At 34.2% G+C, this 18,221-nt stretch carries 13 protein-coding genes and 1 other RNA gene (1 of these 14 cut by a window edge); 6 read left to right on the forward strand and 8 right to left on the reverse strand.

Annotated elements, in window-relative coordinates; all coding sequences use genetic code 11:
* Both EKL96_RS05340 and EKL96_RS05345 read right to left on the reverse strand, forming a co-directional pair.
* Positions 1 to 4,019, reverse strand: partial view of a gliding motility-associated C-terminal domain-containing protein gene (locus EKL96_RS05340; RefSeq protein WP_126459215.1) — the 5' portion only. 1,912 nt of this gene lie to the left of the window's left edge; 4,019 of the gene's 5,931 nt are visible here — the first part of the coding sequence; it begins with the start codon at positions 4,017 to 4,019; the stop codon falls past the left edge of the window.
* Positions 4,020 to 4,114: 95 nt separating this feature from the next.
* Positions 4,115 to 4,480 carry a hypothetical protein gene (locus EKL96_RS05345; RefSeq protein ID WP_126459218.1) on the reverse strand — a complete coding sequence of 122 codons (366 nt, stop codon included), beginning with the start codon at positions 4,478 to 4,480 and terminating at the stop codon, positions 4,115 to 4,117.
* A gap of 728 nt (positions 4,481 to 5,208) precedes the next feature.
* Here EKL96_RS05345 and EKL96_RS05350 point away from each other — a divergent pair.
* From EKL96_RS05350 to EKL96_RS05360, 3 genes are all read left to right on the forward strand, one after another.
* Positions 5,209 to 5,694, forward strand: a complete 486-nt coding sequence (locus tag EKL96_RS05350; protein ID WP_126459221.1) for a SixA phosphatase family protein — start codon at positions 5,209 to 5,211, stop codon at positions 5,692 to 5,694.
* Positions 5,691 to 7,766 carry a polyphosphate kinase 1 gene (gene ppk1, locus EKL96_RS05355; protein WP_126459224.1) on the forward strand — a complete coding sequence of 692 codons (2,076 nt, stop codon included), beginning with the start codon at positions 5,691 to 5,693 and terminating at the stop codon, positions 7,764 to 7,766. The genes EKL96_RS05350 and ppk1 overlap by 4 nt, the downstream gene beginning before the upstream one ends.
* A gap of 81 nt (positions 7,767 to 7,847) precedes the next feature.
* On the forward strand, positions 7,848 to 8,738 hold the full coding sequence (locus EKL96_RS05360) for a Ppx/GppA phosphatase family protein (protein ID WP_126459227.1): 891 nt from the start codon (positions 7,848 to 7,850) through the stop codon (positions 8,736 to 8,738).
* A gap of 23 nt (positions 8,739 to 8,761) precedes the next feature.
* Here EKL96_RS05360 and EKL96_RS05365 read toward each other — a convergent pair whose 3' ends face one another.
* The 3 genes from EKL96_RS05365 to EKL96_RS05375 form a co-directional block, all read right to left on the reverse strand.
* A complete protein-coding gene (locus EKL96_RS05365; RefSeq protein WP_231507343.1) occupies positions 8,762 to 9,136 on the reverse strand; it encodes a DNA polymerase III in 375 nt (124 codons plus the stop codon).
* 287 nt (positions 9,137 to 9,423) lie between these two features.
* Positions 9,424 to 10,509 (reverse strand): DNA polymerase III subunit gamma/tau, encoded by a 1,086-nt coding sequence (gene dnaX, locus EKL96_RS05370; RefSeq protein ID WP_126451676.1) that lies wholly within the window; start codon positions 10,507 to 10,509, stop codon positions 9,424 to 9,426.
* Between the two features lie 168 nt (positions 10,510 to 10,677).
* Positions 10,678 to 10,986: a hypothetical protein gene (locus EKL96_RS05375; protein ID WP_126459229.1), complete on the reverse strand. Its 309-nt coding sequence runs from the start codon at positions 10,984 to 10,986 to the stop codon at positions 10,678 to 10,680.
* Positions 10,987 to 11,107: 121 nt separating this feature from the next.
* On the opposite strand from EKL96_RS05375, the gene rnpB reads away from it, so the two are divergent.
* Positions 11,108 to 11,425: RNase P RNA component class A (rnpB, locus tag EKL96_RS05380), an RNA gene on the forward strand.
* A 125-nt stretch (positions 11,426 to 11,550) separates the two neighbouring features.
* Positions 11,551 to 12,468 carry a ketopantoate reductase family protein gene (locus EKL96_RS05385; protein WP_126459232.1) on the forward strand — a complete coding sequence of 306 codons (918 nt, stop codon included), beginning with the start codon at positions 11,551 to 11,553 and terminating at the stop codon, positions 12,466 to 12,468.
* Positions 12,469 to 12,482: 14 nt separating this feature from the next.
* Here the strand turns inward: EKL96_RS05385 and EKL96_RS05390 are convergent, their stop codons facing one another.
* Both EKL96_RS05390 and EKL96_RS05395 read right to left on the reverse strand, forming a co-directional pair.
* Positions 12,483 to 13,076, reverse strand: a complete 594-nt coding sequence (locus EKL96_RS05390; RefSeq protein WP_126451673.1) for an RsmD family RNA methyltransferase — start codon at positions 13,074 to 13,076, stop codon at positions 12,483 to 12,485.
* Complete coding sequence (locus EKL96_RS05395; RefSeq protein WP_126459235.1) at positions 13,073 to 13,879, reverse strand: DUF3822 family protein; 807 nt, start codon at positions 13,877 to 13,879, stop codon at positions 13,073 to 13,075. Before EKL96_RS05395 ends, EKL96_RS05390 begins: the two co-directional genes overlap by 4 nt.
* A gap of 167 nt (positions 13,880 to 14,046) precedes the next feature.
* Here EKL96_RS05395 and EKL96_RS05400 point away from each other — a divergent pair, with 167 nt between their 5' ends.
* Positions 14,047 to 15,468, forward strand: a complete 1,422-nt coding sequence (locus tag EKL96_RS05400; protein ID WP_126459238.1) for an ATP-dependent RecD-like DNA helicase — start codon at positions 14,047 to 14,049, stop codon at positions 15,466 to 15,468.
* A 186-nt stretch (positions 15,469 to 15,654) separates the two neighbouring features.
* Here the strand turns inward: EKL96_RS05400 and EKL96_RS05405 are convergent, their stop codons facing one another.
* On the reverse strand, positions 15,655 to 18,156 hold the full coding sequence (locus tag EKL96_RS05405) for a hypothetical protein (RefSeq protein ID WP_126459241.1): 2,502 nt from the start codon (positions 18,154 to 18,156) through the stop codon (positions 15,655 to 15,657).
* Positions 18,157 to 18,221: the final 65 nt, after the last annotated feature.

An 18,221-nucleotide genomic window follows, 5' to 3' on the forward strand; every position in this document is an offset into this window, starting at 1 on the left:
GCCAAAACAGCGACTCCATTTAAGGTATCATTTATTAAAACATTGGAGAAAGCTGTTCCTCCGTTGGCACCATTTACAGACGTTCCGGCATCATCATTAGCGACAATAGCAGCGCATTGCAAAGTTCCGCCACTAGTACTTGCTGTGTTGATAAATGCTCCGTATACATTAATATCATTTATTACACTCGCAAGTGACCCTACACTAATTCTGATTTCGTCAAAAGATTGAGTACTCTGAAAACCCACATTATAGATTCCAGGACCAGAGTCATACGGAGGTATCGTCAAAGATAGATTTAACAATAGTGATGCACTTTTAGACTCTCTAAATACACCGTCTAAATAAGTAGAAATAGTTAACGAATTGAACAAATCTAACTGGATCAAACTATTCAAATCTTTTATTGTAAATCCTGCATAACTACCCGCAGGATAAGTAGACAACTGATCTAAAACAGCTATAGAAGCTGGAGCAATTACTCCTGCGGTAACTAAAACCGAAGCAAAATCAGTAGTGTTTGCTGTTAATACATTATTTGTATTGTTAACTGCGCAGGCCACACAAACCAATCCATCAACACCGGTTTTTCCACTATCAATGATTACAGGAAAAATTGGATTCGTCAATGCGTATGTTTTATTGCATTCTAAGATTACCGGACACAATTTTTGGAAAATAGCACTGTAAACATTCACAACTCCCAGACTCACTGTTGCTGTATTAGTAATAGTAATACGAGCTTCATCAAAAGATTTAGTTGTAACAAAACCAATTGTCTGTAAACTACTTCCCACCAAAAGATTGGTTCCTACCGTAACTAAAGCAGCATTTCCAACTTTAGTTTCCTGAAGAACTCCATTAAGATACGTTCTTATAGTGACTGCGTCGAGTGCATTTACATTCAACAATGAAGGATTCTCTATTGTAAAACCTACAAAAGAACCTATAGGATAATCTTTTACCTGATCTTTTACAGAAATACTACCGCTGTTTCCAACACTTATCGTTAAATTTATTTGAGCAAAATTTGAAGTATTCTGATCTATCAAATTGTCTGCATTGTTTATTGAACAAAGTGCACAAACTAAACTATCAATACCTGTATTTATACCATTAATATAAACTGGATAAGTAGGAGCTAACATCGCTGTTTGTGTATTACAAACCAAATCAGGCCCAGCACAGAAATTTTCAAAAATAGCACTATAAACTCTTATTGAACCTAAATTCAGAGACAATGTCTGGTTAATGGAAAGCTGAACTTCATCAAATGATTTTGTTGAAACAAAACCCACTTTATACCGACCAGGATTGTTTAATAAAGAGCCATTGACTACCAAATTATTACCCAAAAAAGATTCTTGCTGAACTCCATTAAGGTATGTAATTATTGAAATATTCCCTAAGGCTGAAACATTCAGCAAATTAGAGTTTTCTATTTCAAAGCCAGCATAAGTACCCGCGGGATAATCCGTTAGTTGATCTTTTACAGCAATACTTCCCGAAGCAGCGACACCAGCTGTTAAAGTTATTGTAGCATAATCATTTGTATTAGCGCTAATGACATTCGAAGCATCGTAAATAGTACCTAAACTTATGCCTGAAATGCCAGTATGTGACGGTTCTAAACTTACTGGATAAGCTGGAAGATTCATTGCCGATGCGGTATTACAACTTAAAGCCGGACCTGTACAATAGTTTTGGATTACCGGGTAATAAACATCAATAGTATTTAACAAACTAGCCAAACCTTCTACAGAAATTTCAATCGCATCAAAATCTTGAGTTGTATTAAAACCTACTACATAATTATTTCCTGAACCGTTAAGCAATCCTACACCCAAAAGAGAAGAACCCGAAGCTGTTTCTTTTAATGTACCGTTCAGATATGTTCTAATTGTAATTGAGCCCAGTAAATTTAAGCTCAATAAATTACCAGTATCAATCCTGTACCCTACATAAGTACCAGCAGAATAATCCGTATCTGTGTCTGTCACTCTATAATTTGCTGAACCTGCTGCACCAATAGTTACAAATGCAGTTGCAAAATTATTCAAGTCTGTATCTATTAACCTAGAAGCATTAGGAACCGCACAAAGCACACACACACCGTTGATACTTGCTGTTGCTAATAGGTTACCGTAAGTGCTATCAATAAAAGGAAGTGGAGTATCTGAATTACATTGAGCTGAGACAATATTTGTTGTTATAGTCTGACTTACTGAATCACTGCGATTCCCACAGTTGTCGGATGCATCCCAAGTTCTGGTTGTACTGTATAATCCAGGTCGACTGCCAGGTGTTTGAGTGGTAGAAAGTATATTAACTGTGGTTATTCCACAAGTATCAGTTGCAGTTGGCGGACTAAAAACAGGTGTTGTCGGAGAATTAATTGTAATATTTTGACCGGCAGCACTTATTATTGGGGCTACTAAATCTTTTATTGTATATGTATAAGACCAGTTGCGGGTATATGGAGTTTCACTTGGATTACATGTTGTATAATCTACATAAGACCACGTGTAAGTTTTTGTAGTATTACAAATTGAAGATGAATTAGGCTCTTTAATAGTTAGACCTGTAAATATGATATCATTACCGCAATTGTTTTTAAAAGTAGGAGTTGAAGGTAGAATAGCTTCTGCTGCACAACTTACTATTGAACCACCATTCATAAAAGCGGAAACAAAATTAGATCTGCCACAGGCATCTGTAACTTTTAGTTGGAGTGCTACGTTCCCAATTACAGAAGGAGCGATGTAGGTTGTTGGGTTTGTTGAAGTGCTTGAAAAAGTCCCACCACCAATAGCGGACCATTCATAGGTAACCGCTCCCTTATTTCCAGTCACAGTTGCTATTAATGGATACGTTTGACTAGGAGTTAATGCAGTTGGAAAAGAGCTGTTAAGGTTTACATTAATTTGTTGTTTAATTCCAGCCAATAGTACAAAGTTAAAAAATGATCTTTGAGCCGCAATCATAGATTCAGTAGTTCCACTGTTATATTCATGAGCCGCTTGATACATTACCATACCCTTGGTAGCATCACCATAAGTTGGTCCATAAGCTAGAAGAGCAGCCGGATTTTCAGGGAAAGTGTAATTTCTACCAGAGTCCGTATAATTGTTTTGATAAATGGCTACTTTAGTAGTACTTCTCCATAAAGATTCTGCTTTTGGAAGATAGATTCGTTCTGATCCATTTTGTAGTGAAGCATCCATTTTCCCAATAAACTGCATCACCGGATCAGCATTAGCGGATGGATTATAAGTTCCAACAACGATTGGCTTATTGTGATTTCCCCATGGCTCTAGACCTTTTTCCGTAAGAAAATTAAATGGAGTTGTATTCCCCGCACTCACTATGTCTAATGCGCTTACTGCATGACAGCCTACCCAAAGATAGCCGCCATTATGCATATAATTTCTTAGTGCGATAACATACGCCGAAGACCAATTCTGTGGATCAGCATGTGGCAGTACGTAAATATCACCACAACTTGTAAGTTGAGTTGGGTTACTTTGTGTTACATAAGAACTTGATGGAATTCCGGCATTAAGATAATATGGAGTTATTAGGCTACCATTTTCGGTGTCTAGTAGTGCCCTTGGCCAGCTGGTAAGTTTATTAAATATGGGTGCAGTGAAGGGTGCTGCAATCGGGCCATCAATAACAACCCCATTTGATCTCCAAGTGGCAATAAGGGTTCCTAAAATAGCGGCATCCTCAGCAGCAATTATAAAAGTTCCCCCTTTATAGGCTTTAGATCCAATTGAAAAATCAGCACCATCTTTAACTTTTGAGGAGTTTATTGACCAGTATACTGGTACATTTTTATCGCGAATCAAAGTGTAAACTAAGCCATAAGGCTTTAAACCTTTGGCAACTGTAGTGTTTTGCCCCATATCAATAATATAAGAGCCTGCATCGAATGTTTTGTTGGGATTAGTTTGAGAATGTATAGGACTTTCAGACATAAAGAAAGCCAATAAAAAAAGAGTAATTTTAGTTTTCATACAATCAAATTTTAATTAATTGAGGAGTATTATTTTGAATTTTAAAAATCAAATTCAAGTCTTAAAGCATAATAATGTTGAAAAACAAAATGATATTAGTAGCCGGCTTGGTCTTCAAAAACAATGTTTTCAAATTTCCAGGAAGCAATTCCACTATCTTTAGACTCTAAACAATTCCAACAAACTATTTGTGCTGTTTTGTCATCTAGAGGTATCATAATGTTAGCCGTAAAAAGATCCCCATTTTTGAAAGTAATGACATAAGTAAGTTTTACATCTTTTTCATTTTCATTCTTAATTTCAAAATATCCAGAATCGCCATTTTCATTTTCACAAGTTCTAAGAAATAGTAAGGATTCCGTTTTGCTTTGACCAAAAGAAATCCAATCTGAACATTTGTTCGAGCTTAAATTTGATGAAATGAACACGATAGTAATTGTATAAAGTAAAATTATTTTCATTTTTTGTTTTTTAAATTCCTAATTTTTGTTTTATCCTTCAGAACTTTTAAATAACATACATTCTGTTTTTGAATGATGTTTTGCTGGCAATTATTTGTATTGTATTTAAATGAAATTTTTCTAGTCCTTTGTTCTGTTAATACACTGAATAGTATTTACAAAGTCAGTCTGACTATTCATTAATGAAGATGAATGATATATTTAGAGTGAAGGACTTTTTAAAAAAATTTGATAAATCTGAGAAGATATTTTTTGGGGTAAAGTATTTTTTTTCATGTAGGTATGAGTGATTATATTCAGGTTTTTTTAAACAGGGCAATGTTTAAAAGAGCTAAATTATAGGTAATACAGCAGGTTTGTTTCTTTTTTCTATAAACTACTTAAAAAGTCGATGAAAGGTAAAATTTTTAAAAAAAAAGATAAAAAACGGAAAAGAAAGTTAATTATTTTATAATATAGGGATATAATTATTTGCCATAAAAAGAGGTTTTGTAATTTTTGTTTATAATTTAACCATCTATTTACTAATAGACTGATTTAAGGTGACTTATTTTTTAGACTGTTTACTAAAAACATTTTTACCAACTAAAAAGCACCTTGTAATGATTCTTTTTGATACTAATAACATAGTTTTTAATAAAAAAAATTAAATAATAAACTTAGTTTTTGTAAATTGTATCTGATTATTTAATTTCTTATGTTTAGAGACCCCAAAATTATTTTACATTATGAAAAATTTAATTATAGTACGTCATGCAAAATCAAGTTGGGAGGTATCGTTACACGATAAGGATCGTGCTTTAACAAAGAGAGGCATACAAGATGCGCATCTTGTTTCTTCGGATATTAGCCATTTTATACCCAAAACATATCTAATCTGGACGAGTACAGCCAAAAGAGCAACAGACACTGCGTTAATTTTTGCTCAAAATTTAGCATATCCTATTGACTGTATCATTTACAAAGACGACCTTTATACCTTTGATGAAAAAAAGCTTGAGAAAGCTATTAAATCCTGCAGTAACAGTTTCGAAAATATTATTCTTTTTGGACATAACGGGGCAGTTACAAATTTCGTGAATAAATTTGGAGATGTTTTTGTTGAAAACATTCCTACAACCGGATTTGTATCCTTAGAATTTGATACTGAAAATTGGAAAAAAATAAAAAAAGGTAAAATAAAAAAAATTATATTCCCCAAAGATTTAAGATGAATAAAGTAGTAGCACATAAATATATTGATAGAGAAAAAAGTTGGTTGGCATTCAATGCCAGAGTGCTTCAGGAAGCTGGAGATAATTCAGTTCCGTTACTAGACAGATTGCGGTTTTTAGGTATTTTTTCCAATAATTTAGATGAGTTTTTTAGAGTTCGTTTTGCCGCCATCAGACGATTAAGTTTAACAGGGATAACCGGAGAAAAATATCTTGGGGGTATTTCAGCACAACAATTAGTCAAAGATATCACTGAAATTGTTATCCAGCAGCAATCCGAAAGTTTGCGAATTTTGAGTGTAATTGAATCGGAACTCGAGAAAAAAAATATATTTATCATTACAGAAAATGATATCTCCACACAACAAGAAATTTTTTTGAAGGACTTTTTTATCCAAAAATTAAGTCCTGAATTAGTCACTATTATATTAAATGATTTAGCAGAATTTCCATTGCTAAAAGATACATCCGGATACCTGGCAGTGAAGTTGGTGATGAATCACACCTCAGAGATTCGCTATGCCGTTATCGAAATTCCTAAAACAATTAACCGTTTTGTGGTTTTGCCCTCTGATAATGAAAAACAATATGTAATTCTTATTGATGACGTGATTAGACATAATTTAAGCAGCATCTTTAATATTTTTGATTATAAAAGTGTTTCGGCACACATGATCAAAATTACCAGAGATGCGCAATTGGATATCGATAGTGACTTAAGTAAAAGCATGATCGAAAAGATATCCTTGAGTGTAAAAGACCGAAGAATTGGAGAACCAGTTCGCTTTATTTACGACCAATTGATTGAAAAAGATACCTTACAGTTTTTTCTTGATGAAATGAAAATTGAATCAACAGATAGTATTATTCCAGGAGGGAGATATCATAACAGAAGGGATTATATGAATTTTCCTAATCTTGGGCGATTTGATTTATTGTACAAAACGAATGATCCTTTACCCATTCCTGGGCTAAGTCTCGAAGGAAGTATCTTAGAAAAAATTAGCCAAAGAGATTATTTATTAAATGCTCCTTATCAGTCTTTCTCCTATCTCACACGATTTTTGCGTGAAGCGGCATTGGACCCAAAAGTGACTTCCATTAAAATCACATTGTATCGTTTAGCTAAAAATTCTCAAATTATTAGCTCTCTGATTAATGCTGCTAAAAATGGAAAAAAAGTAACGGTTCAAATCGAATTACAAGCTCGTTTCGATGAAGCTTCAAATATTTCCTATGCTGAACAAATGCAATTAGAAGGTATTGAACTTATTTTTGGAATAAAAGGGCTAAAAGTCCACAGTAAAATATGTGTCATCGAAAGAAATGAAAATGATAAGATAAAACGATATGGTTTTATTTCAACAGGAAATTTCAACGAATCTACCGCCAAAGTCTATACTGATGTGACTCTTTTTACGAGTCACCAACAAATTTTGAAAGATATCATGAAGATCTTTGAATTTTTTGACATTAACTACAGGGTGAATCGTTACAAACATCTGATTGTTTCGCCTCACTATACAAGAACTCGATTTGTAAAATTAATAGACCGTGAAATTACACATGCATTAGCCGGAAGGAAAACACATATGAAACTAAAAATGAATAGTTTGTCTGATTTTGCAATGATAGATAAGTTATATGAAGCCAGCAGGGCAGGAGTGAAAATTCAACTTGAAGTGAGAGGAATTTGTTCCTTAATACCCGGTATTGCTGGAATGAGCAATAACATAGAGGCCATAAGCATTGTGGATAATTATTTAGAACATTCCAGAGTTTATATTTTTGGAAATGCCGGACAAACCGAAGTTTATATTTCATCCGCGGATTTCATGACTAGAAATTTAGATGACCGTGTCGAAGTAACCTGTCCTATTTATGATCAGGAAATAAAAAATGAATTAATCGATAATTTTGATATCGGATGGAAAGGCAACGTAAAAGCTCGTTTTCATTCCTATAAATTAGATAATAAATACAGAGGACGAAATCATAATCCTGTTTTTAGGGCACAACTAGAGACCTATAAATATTACCAAAATAAGTTAGAACTAGCATCCAAAAAGTAAGTAGTATCATCCCGGTAATCATTTGTTTGATACATTAAATTGAATAATGATTTTTTATAAGGAATAACGAATCCAAACAAAATGATTAAAATAAAAAAATATGCAGCAATCGATATTGGATCTAATGCCATGCGCCTGCTAATTACAAATATAGTAGAACAAGAAGGCAAAGAGCCACAGTTTAACAAAAGTTCCTTGGTTCGTGTTCCTATTCGTCTTGGGCAAGATGCCTTTACCGTTGGTGAAATTTCAGAAGAAAATATTGAAAGAATGTGTGATGCCATGAAAGCTTTTAATCTTTTGATGAAAGTTCACAAAGTAGAATCCTATATGGCTTTTGCTACTTCAGCCATGCGCGAAGCCTATAACGGTAAGGAAGTTGTGGCAATAATAAAGAAAAAAGCCGATATAAAAATTGAAATTATTGATGGTAAAAAAGAAGCAGCCATAATTGCTTCTACTGATTTACATCATTTATTAAAGACGGATCAAACCTATCTTTTTGTAGATGTTGGTGGCGGAAGTACGGAGTTTACATTGTTTTCGAATGGAAAAATGAAAAATTCAAGATCCTTCAAAGCCGGAACCGTACGTTTATTAAATGACATGGTTTGCGATGTAGTCTGGGATGAAATAGAAAAATGGATTAAAACAAATACGCAGGAATACGATGAAGTTACCTTAATAGGTTCTGGCGGAAACATTAATAAGCTTTTTAAAATGTCCGGAAAAATACAAGAAAAGCCCTTGTCGTACATTTATATGAATTCACAATACGCTTTCCTGAATTCCCTTAGTTACGAGCAAAGAATATCTGAGCTGGGATTAAATCCGGATCGTGCCGATGTAATTATTCCTGCAACCAGAATCTATCTGAATGCTATGAAATGGAGTGGTGCCAGAAATATTTATGTTCCTAAAATTGGACTTTCAGATGGTATTGTAAAAGCCATGTACTACAATAAAATTTAAGTTTCCAATCTAAATTATGTGTATTATGCATCTAAATCTAATCCAAATGTTGTTCGTAACAGATCAATATTTGGATTTATTTCATGAAGTCTGTTGTAACGGTCTTGGTCATTAAAATTTTTTCTGCTTTGAATACTTTCATTTACAATCACTTCAATTGTAATGTCGTGATTGTGTAAATGCCCTTTTAAATATCCCAAAAGTCCATTTAATTCTTTTTCAAAATCAAGTTTTGATCCTTCATTGGGCAACTCAATTGTGATGGCAGTTCCACTTAATACCGGATCATTAATGAGCAGGAGTGATTCCATAATTCGAAACCCTTTCTCTCCTAAGCGTTGTGCATATTTATTCCAATACAGCAACATTTCAGTCTCGCTAAAAGTTTCTGTAGGCAAATTAAGAACTTCTTTTATTTTTCCTTTATTGCTTTCTTCTAAAGCTTTTTTTGCCCGAATACTGGATAACGAAAAAGCTGAAATCTTAGGCTCGTTTCCTGATGGGTTATGGGTTATGGGTTTTGGGCTTTGGGTTTCAGGTTGAACAACTTCAAGTTTAAACTCTTCGGCTGAGTTCTGAGAAACAGTTTCGGATTTGGAAACTGGAACTTGATTTTTGACATTGCCATTGTTTTTTTGAATTTCTACTATAGCGTAATCATTCTTCCTGTAATAAGTAGGTGGAATTATAAATTGGTCAACTTTTTTTTTTCTCCATCAAAAGTGATAGAGGCCAGTTGCATAAGGCAAAGCTCAACAAGAAGTCGTTGATTTTGACTCAGTTTGTACTTTAAATCACAATCATTTGCTATTTCGATTCCTTTCAAGAGAAAATCTTGACTGCAATTTTGTGATTGCACGCCATACATTTGTTGTGCTTGTTCTCCAACTTCTAATAAAGATAAAGTTGCAGGTGTTTTAGAAACCAGTAAATCTCTAAAATGAGAGGCTAATCCGGATACAAAATGGTGTGCATCAAATCCTTTGGCAAGAATTTCGTTGAAAGCGATTAATAATTCCGGAATTTTGTTTTCCAAAATCAAATCTGTTACATTAATATAGGTTTCGTAATCCAACACATTCAAGTTTTCCGTAACGGCCTGACGTGTCAACTCTTTTCCACAAAAAGAAACTACTCGGTCAAAAATAGACAACGCATCTCGCATGGCACCATCAGCTTTTTGAGCAATGATATGCAAAGCGTCATCTTCAAAATTTACGCCTTGACTGGCAGCCACTTCAGCAAGATGTTCTTTGGCATCCTTTACGGTAATTCTTTTGAAATCAAATATCTGACAACGAGAAAGTATCGTTGGAATAATTTTATGTTTTTCGGTCGTTGCTAAAATAAAGATGGCGTGTTTTGGCGGTTCTTCCAATGTTTTCAAGAAAGCATTAAAAGCTGCGGAAGACAACATGTGAACCTCATCAATAATATACACTTTGTATTGTCCCGTTTGTGGCGGGATCCGAACTTGGTCAATCAAATTCCTGATGTCATCGACAGAATTATTGGATGCAGCATCCAATTCAAAAACATTAAAAGCGAAATCTTCATTTGGATCATCGTATCCGGGCTGATTTATTTTTCGAGCCAAAATACGAGCGCATGTCGTTTTGCCAACGCCGCGAGGCCCTGTGAATAATAGGGCAGAAGCCAAGTGATTGCTTTCTATGGCATTCAATAAAGTATTGGTAATGGCTTTTTGTCCTACAACATCTTTAAATGTTTGAGGACGATATTTACGGGCCGATACTACAAATTGTTCCATAGAATTTTATTCGAAAGCAAATATAGGTTTTAATTTAAAGATGGAAAAATTTAAGTATTGAAAGATTTTATAATTTTTCAAATGGTTTTTATTTCCCAAATTCCCTAGCCCAGATAGAAGAGAAAATCAGATTTTTAAGTGTTTTTTTTTAACGGTATTATGTGTTACCTAAAGTTTGGATTGTCCACCGGTTTCGATGCATAATTTTTCTAAAACAACTGCGGCGTCATTATTTGAATTTGCCGAAAAACCAGCTACAAAAACTCCTTTTTTACCAGAATCAGAGCTGATTCCATATACTACTGATTCTTCGTCAGGATCAGTATCCCCTTCGTAGCGGTAGACGTGATTTACTTCAAATTTATGTGGATTAGATTTAATATCATCTTGATGAATATTAAAATCATAGGTAAAACCTTTTTCTTTTAGATCTTCTAAGGCTTCTATTACGGTGGTATAATGGTACATTGGTTTCATGATTAATGAAAGATTTATTGTTATTTATAAAGGTAACTAATTTATTATTAAGTCATTGCGAAAAGGATGTTAAAGTAAATAATCTAAAATGGCGATACATGAAAAAATATTGTAATTTTGCACCGCAGACCGCCTTATCGCTGTTTTGAGCAATCAAAAGAGAGGAAAGTCCGGACACCAAAGGGAAGCATAGCGGGTAACACCCGTCGGTTCAAGTAATTGGATTAGGACAAGTGCAACAGAAAGTATGTACAGGTAATGCTGTAGTGAAACCAGGTAAACTCTATGCGGTGAAATATCAAGTATATCAGCATTTAAGGGCTTCTCGTCCGTTGTTGAAGGGTAGATAGCTTGAGTCCCGCAGTAATGCGGGATCTAGATAAATGATAAGGCTCTACTTGATTAGAGACAGAATCCGGCTTATAGGTCTGCATTTTTTTAAAAGATTTGATAAAATTTAGGATTGTGAAATCTAAAAGGAAACCATTAAGATATTAGTTTTCATTAAGTTCCACGGCTTAATTTTCTAAATTCCTTAATGGTTTACTTTTTTAAATAGTGCTTATGATAACACGAATTGGAATTTTAGGATTAGGTGGAGTAGGCGGTTATTTCGGAGGATTATTAGCCAAAGCTTATTCTGAGTCGGATGCAATCGAAATTGTCTTTATTGCTCGTGGCGAAACCCAAAAAGCAATAGCCCAAAAAGGATTGAAAATTATTTTAGAGGAGAGTGAAACCATTGTTTTTCCTAGTTTAGTTTCTAACGATCCAGAAGAAATTGGGGAGCTGGATTACCTTATTTGCGCCACTAAAACCTATGATATCGAAAAAAGTTTTGAATCTATAAAAAACTGTATCACTCCAGATACGATAATTCTTCCTTTATATAATGGCGTTGATGCCACGGCACGCATACAAATACTATTTCCTGAAAATAATGTATTACAGGGTTGTGTGTATATTGTTTCGATGATTGTTGCTCCCGGTGCGATCAAAAAAATTGGTGCTTATGAAAAATTATTCTTTGGTTCAAAAAATGCTCCGGTTTCTAAGTTAATAGAATTACAATCTATCTTCGAAAAAGCAAATATCGAAAGTTATCTTGTTGAAAATATAGAAGAAACGATTTGGGAAAAGTTTATTTTTATTTCAGCTCTGGCTTCAGCAACTTCATGTTTGAACCAAAACATTGGAGGAATTTTAAATAATCCTGAAAATAAGGCAGTTTATAGCTCATTATTAAACGAGATTTCTGCTGTTGCTTTAGCAAAAGGATTAGCGATGCCAATTGACATTGTTGCTCAAACTATTGCTAAATTAGAGAAGTCCCCACAAGACAATACATCATCCATGCACAGAGATCTATTAGCAGGTAATAAAACGGAAGTGGGTTCCTTGACAGAATATGTAGTTAATGAAGGTTTGAAATTCGGGGTTGATACTCCAATATATAAGCAAATATTGGAGCAATTGTCTTAAAATTGTTTCCGGAATTATTCTTCGTCACTATCGTTTTGGTCTGATTCATTTTCAGAATCTTCCTCGCCAGAGCCAATTTCGAAGAAACTAAAAATGGAACCACCATAACTTTTTTTAAATGAAAAGTGAATCATGTGATCCAGTTTGGTATATTTAGAATGTTCAATTACCATCATTCCCTCTTCATTGAGCAGTTCTTTTTCAAAAATCAATGAAACAATTTTTTCAAAAGTATTCTGGTCTAATGCATAAGGTGGATCTGCAAAAATGATATCGTACGAAGTTTTACACCGTTCTAAATAGGTAAAAACATCACTTTTTGTAGCAGCTATATTAAAATCATATTCGGTTGCCACTTGTTTGATGAATTTTACACAACCAAAATCCGCATCGACAGAGGTAATTGGGGTGCTGCCACGAGAGGCAAACTCGAAACTGATATTCCCGGTTCCAGAGAATAAATCTAATATTTTTAGTCCTTCAAAACTGAAATGGTTGTTCAAAACATTGAATAATGCTTCTTTAGACATATCGGTAGTGGGACGAACTGGGAGTCCTTTTGGCGGAAAAATGCGTCTTCCTTTGTATTTTCCTGAAATGATTCTCATGAGTTGAAAAGTATAAAATGATTTCTGTTTTCGGCCTCAGAAAAATAATTGTTCCATCGCAAATCTTCCACATCAATTAGGGAAACATTGCGAATGTATTGGTAAGCTATTTTGAAAAAAGCACTCTCGGTTTCAATTTTCCCTATCATTTCCAGTTGAAAGTTCTCTGGATTTAAATTCAATTGTTCGGCTGTAAATAAGATGTAATACATAAAATCTTCAGGTGTGCTGTATTCAAAAGAATTGAAAAGCAATAATTTTTGGTTTTGAACCACAATGATTTCAAAATGACCTGAATTGAAATGAATAAACATCTTTTTTTGGTCAATGTTTTTGGAGGCAACCAAAAGTTTCGAAACTAAAATACTATTGGCGTGTTTATAATCAAAAGAGCCAAACTGATCAATAAAAAAATTATTGATATTCACGTACGGAATATAGACGGCATTCATTTGATTATTTGGTATTTCATCAAACGCAAAAAAATCAGTTTCAAAAACCTTTGTATTGTATTGTAAGTAACTTCCTAGAAAGTTTTCGTCAAAAAGTGCTGTAGGTACAAACGTAGAAAGATTGTTGTTGTGGATCACCAGAACGGCGTCATAGGTATCCTTTAATTCTGGATAATTCTGAAAGGCATTGGCAAACAAATCTTCAATTTTGGTAGTGGTGTCAAATGGATCAAAATGTATCTCATTGAATGAAATAACAGTGTTGTTCAGCATATCAAATGTACAAAAAGAAAGTCCCTTCAATGAAACTTGAATGGAAAGTTTTTTATAATTTTTTTCGACTATGTTCATAATAAGATTGCTTTTTCTAAACAACGCAAACTTACAAATTTTAAAATCAATAACAATATCAATTGCAATGTCAATGGCCAAAATCAATAGTAATAATTGAAAATTGAAATTGCTATTGACATTGAAATTGAAAAAACATTCTCTACCTTGCATGTAAATTATACCAAATGAATTCCTCCTCTTTTTATAGTCTTTTACAAAAAAAATTTCCTTTTCAACCTACACACAAACAGGATATTTTTTTTCAAAAAATAGCTATTTTTTTAACGGACACGCATAACGATACCATTTTTGTTTTAAAAGGATATGCGGGAACCGGAAAAACTACCGTAATAGCTACGATTGTAAATAGTTTAGTAGAAATCAATAAAAAGTATGTTTTATTAGCGCCAACAGGGCGTGCGGCAAAAGTGATTGCTAATTATTCCGATAAACCGGCTTTTACAATTCATAAAAAAATCTATTTTCCTAAGAAATCTTCCGGAGGTGGCGTCTCATTTACTTTGCAACAAAACAAACACACCAACACGATTTTTATTGTTGATGAAGCTTCGATGATTTCGGACACCAATTCCGATTCTAAGCTTTATGAAAATGGTTCTCTACTGGATGATTTGATTTCCTATGTGTATTCAGGCACGAATTGCAAAATGATTTTACTGGGAGATTCGGCTCAATTGCCGCCGGTAAATTTAGATATCAGTCCCGCATTAGACATTCAAACATTAAGTATTAACTACGATAAAGAAGTCGAATATATTGAGTTGGACGAAGTGATGCGTCAGGAAGAAAATTCGGGAATTTTGCACAATGCCACGGAACTTCGAGAACTATTGAAGGATTCTTTTATAACTGAATTCAAATTTGATGTCAAAAAATTCAAAGATATTGTGCGCCTAACTGATGGCTATGATATTCAGGACGCCATCAATTCTGCCTACAGTAATTATAGTATTGAAGATACTGCTTTTATTGTTCGTTCCAATAAAAGAGCGAATCAATATAATGAACAAATCCGAACCAAAATCCTCGATAAAGAAAGCGAACTTTCTACAGGTGATTTCCTGATGGTGGTGAAAAATAATTATTTCTGGTTAAAAGACTCTGATGAAGCGGGTTTTATTGCTAATGGTGATATTATCGAAGTCTTGGAAATTTTCAATATCAAAGAATTGTATGGTTTTAAGTTTGCCAAAGTAAAAATCAGAATGATTGATTATCCCAATCAGATTCCGTTTGAAACAGTATTGTTATTGGACACCATAAAAAGCGAATCGCCATCATTAACCTATGAAGAGTCCAACCGATTGTATCAGGAAGTGCTGAAAGATTACGAAGGTCAAACAAAATTCAATCAGTTCCAAAAAGTAAAAGCCAACGAATATTTCAACGGCTTACAAGTAAAATTCTCGTATGCCATAACCTGTCATAAATCACAAGGCGGGCAATGGAATACGGTTTTTATAGAACAACCGTATTTGCCGGACGGCATCAATAGAGATTATATTCGGTGGTTGTATACCGCAATGACCCGAGCCAAAAACAAATTATATTTGATCGGATTTAAAGATGAAAATTTTGTGGAGTAAATCTAAAAATAACCGCAAATTCGCAAATTTTTCTATTTAATTTTTAATATATAATTTGCGGATTTGCGGTAAAAAAAATAGCTATGAACACACTAAACGACTTGCTTAAAATTTCAGGCTCTTTTTTGAATACGAGTTATTGGGGATTCTTCTCGTATGACGCCGGTAAAGATTATGTAGATCTACTTATTTTGTTTTTTCGAGTACAAATTCCAAAGTATCTACAAAAGCACCATCGATACCATTATCGATTTCAAAATTCTGGTAGGAGGGACTTGCCTTCATCTGTAAATTTTCCAATTGAAGTGAATCCATTTTCGCAACATATTGTCCCGATTTTAAACCCAAATAACTAAAATAACCATCGGGTTCCGAAAGAATACTGGCGATTAATGTATCGTGTAAATCATAGATAGCGACTTTTAAGCCTCCAGTTCCCAGAAGTTGCTCATTTTCTTTTCGATACACCATTCCGGAAACTTCTCCCACAACCACAACCGGAATTTCAATTATTTTTAATTGATTGGGATTTAGTATACAATTTAAAGTTTTGTTATTTATGCGCCAAGCAATAGAATTAACTTTGGCGGTATTAAGTTCCACATAATTATTAATATAGGGTTCTAATCCGGTTATTATGGTGGTTCCATTGGGATTAACGAGCTGACGGTCACCGCCCATTACTATGATCTGGACTCCTTTTACCAGAGGTTCTTTGGCCTCTTTTTTTCCATTTCCATTGATATCTAAAAACGGAACAAATTTTACACTCGCTCTGCCCACACTTATTTGGTTATTAAAACGCACAAAATTAGCTTGGGGTTCAAAGATTAAGCTTCCGCTGGCAGATTGTGAAAAAGAAGCACTATTTTTATAAAAAACACTTGAAAATCCAGTATTGATATGATCGAAACTATGTGTAAAACTAATTTGAAAACTACTATTTTGATTCTTAAAATTATAATCTAAAGAGGCTTGAATATAGCCTTTTTTAAAAATTGGCTTTCTCAATTGTGTTTGCAATGTCGTCATGGCATTGGCATCATATCCATAGCGCAATTGGGGAACAAGGACAAATCTTTTAGGAAGTTGGAATGAGGTAGAAATATTGCTGTATACCGATGGTTTTTGGTTTTTGGTAAAAAAGGCATTGGTGGTAAAATTAAAATTAAATCCAAATGAATTTCCCGAGAGTAAAAATTCAGAAGTGGTAAATTTAGTGGTACTAAATAGGTTTTCTTGAATGGTAAATCGGGAAGTTCCCGAAAAAAAAGAACTGCGATGCGGCATGGAAATACTTGCTTTCCGCATTTCGGAATAATTGAATCGAACGGCTTGTTGGTTCTTATCGTATTTGCTATAATCAAAGTCAAAACGAAGGTTTTTGGGTGTCGTATAATTCAAATTGAGATCATACAGCACTTTTGAATAATAGCTTGCCGTAAGAAATAATTGAGACGAGAGTCGAAAAGATGAATTCAAAAACGGAATACTTTTATTCGATTCTAAAGAGGAAATATATTCTATTCCACCTCCCAAAGTGACGTGATTAGAAAGTCCATAATTTACTTTTGCACTGGTAAAAATACTGCCTCTGTCATCCTCAATAATCCCAGAACTGATCGTGTATTCTACCTCCTTTTTTGGAAGGAAAAGAGCAGGAACTACAAATTGATTGCTAAATAACTGCTCTTCGCCCCAAGGTCCATAATATCGGAGTGTAACTTCGGTACGACCGTACATTAAAGGAACGTTGAACGAAAAGAAACCGTTGGCATCTGCCTGAAGATAATCAATTAATACATTGTTGATGTAGAGTTCCACCGTCCAATTGGCCTGGGTATGATCGCTCAAGATATACGTGCCAAAAGATTTTCTGATTTGGGTAGAGGCATTCGTGATCTGAGCTCCGATAATGGGAAACAAAATTGTCGCTTTGGAAGAAGCTGAAATTTTTCCTAAAGTGAACTGCTTAATATATTTGTTTTCATTGTTCACATAGCGCCATCGATAAAACTGGTTTTTGGCCACTATGGGTTGGTTGCTGGTGTAATTTAGCAAAGTGGTCAATTCACCTCCAGCTACAATGCCGCCTAAATTGAGGAGTAATCGTTCTGAATGACTTCCTTCAGATTGTTGTATGGTATTAACAGCCCAATTAGCTGTTCCAAAATGAAGTAGTGGTTTGTCTCGTACGATAGTTGTGTCCGCTTTAAATTCCATTTTAATTTTGTTGATGTTATCGCGCATTTCTAGCAATCGGGCTTCTCTAATGGCGGGAAGTTCGAGTTTTGAGACCATTTCAACGGATAAACTCCTAAAGCTAAAATTATTTTCTAGCCCAAATATTTGATTGAAATAAGAAGCGTTTAAAAATAAATTTGTTTTGGTACGAATAAAATCGCTTGATTTCAGGGTGTAAACTTCCTCTTTGTAGCTAATGGTGTTGGTGTTTTGGTCAATTTTGAAGGTGTTATTTTGATTAATAAAAAAACCTTCAATAGTAGTAAAATTAGAATTGGGTATATTTCGTATTTTAATATAATCCAAAACTTCGGATACCGAAAGATAGACTTTAGATCCGCATATTACCGAGGAAATTTCGGTGGCACCAATGTATTTTACCTGAAGCAGCACTAAAACTTCATCGCAATCTTCCTCTTGTGCAGTAGCAGAAAAGGCTATCATGGAGAAAAGGAATAGAGATATGATGTTGTACAATTTAGTCATAAAGAACGAAGAGTAGCAAGTAC

The organism is Flavobacterium sp. LS1R10, assembly GCF_003968825.1.
In the GTDB taxonomy this organism is placed as follows: Bacteria; Bacteroidota; Bacteroidia; order Flavobacteriales; family Flavobacteriaceae; genus Flavobacterium.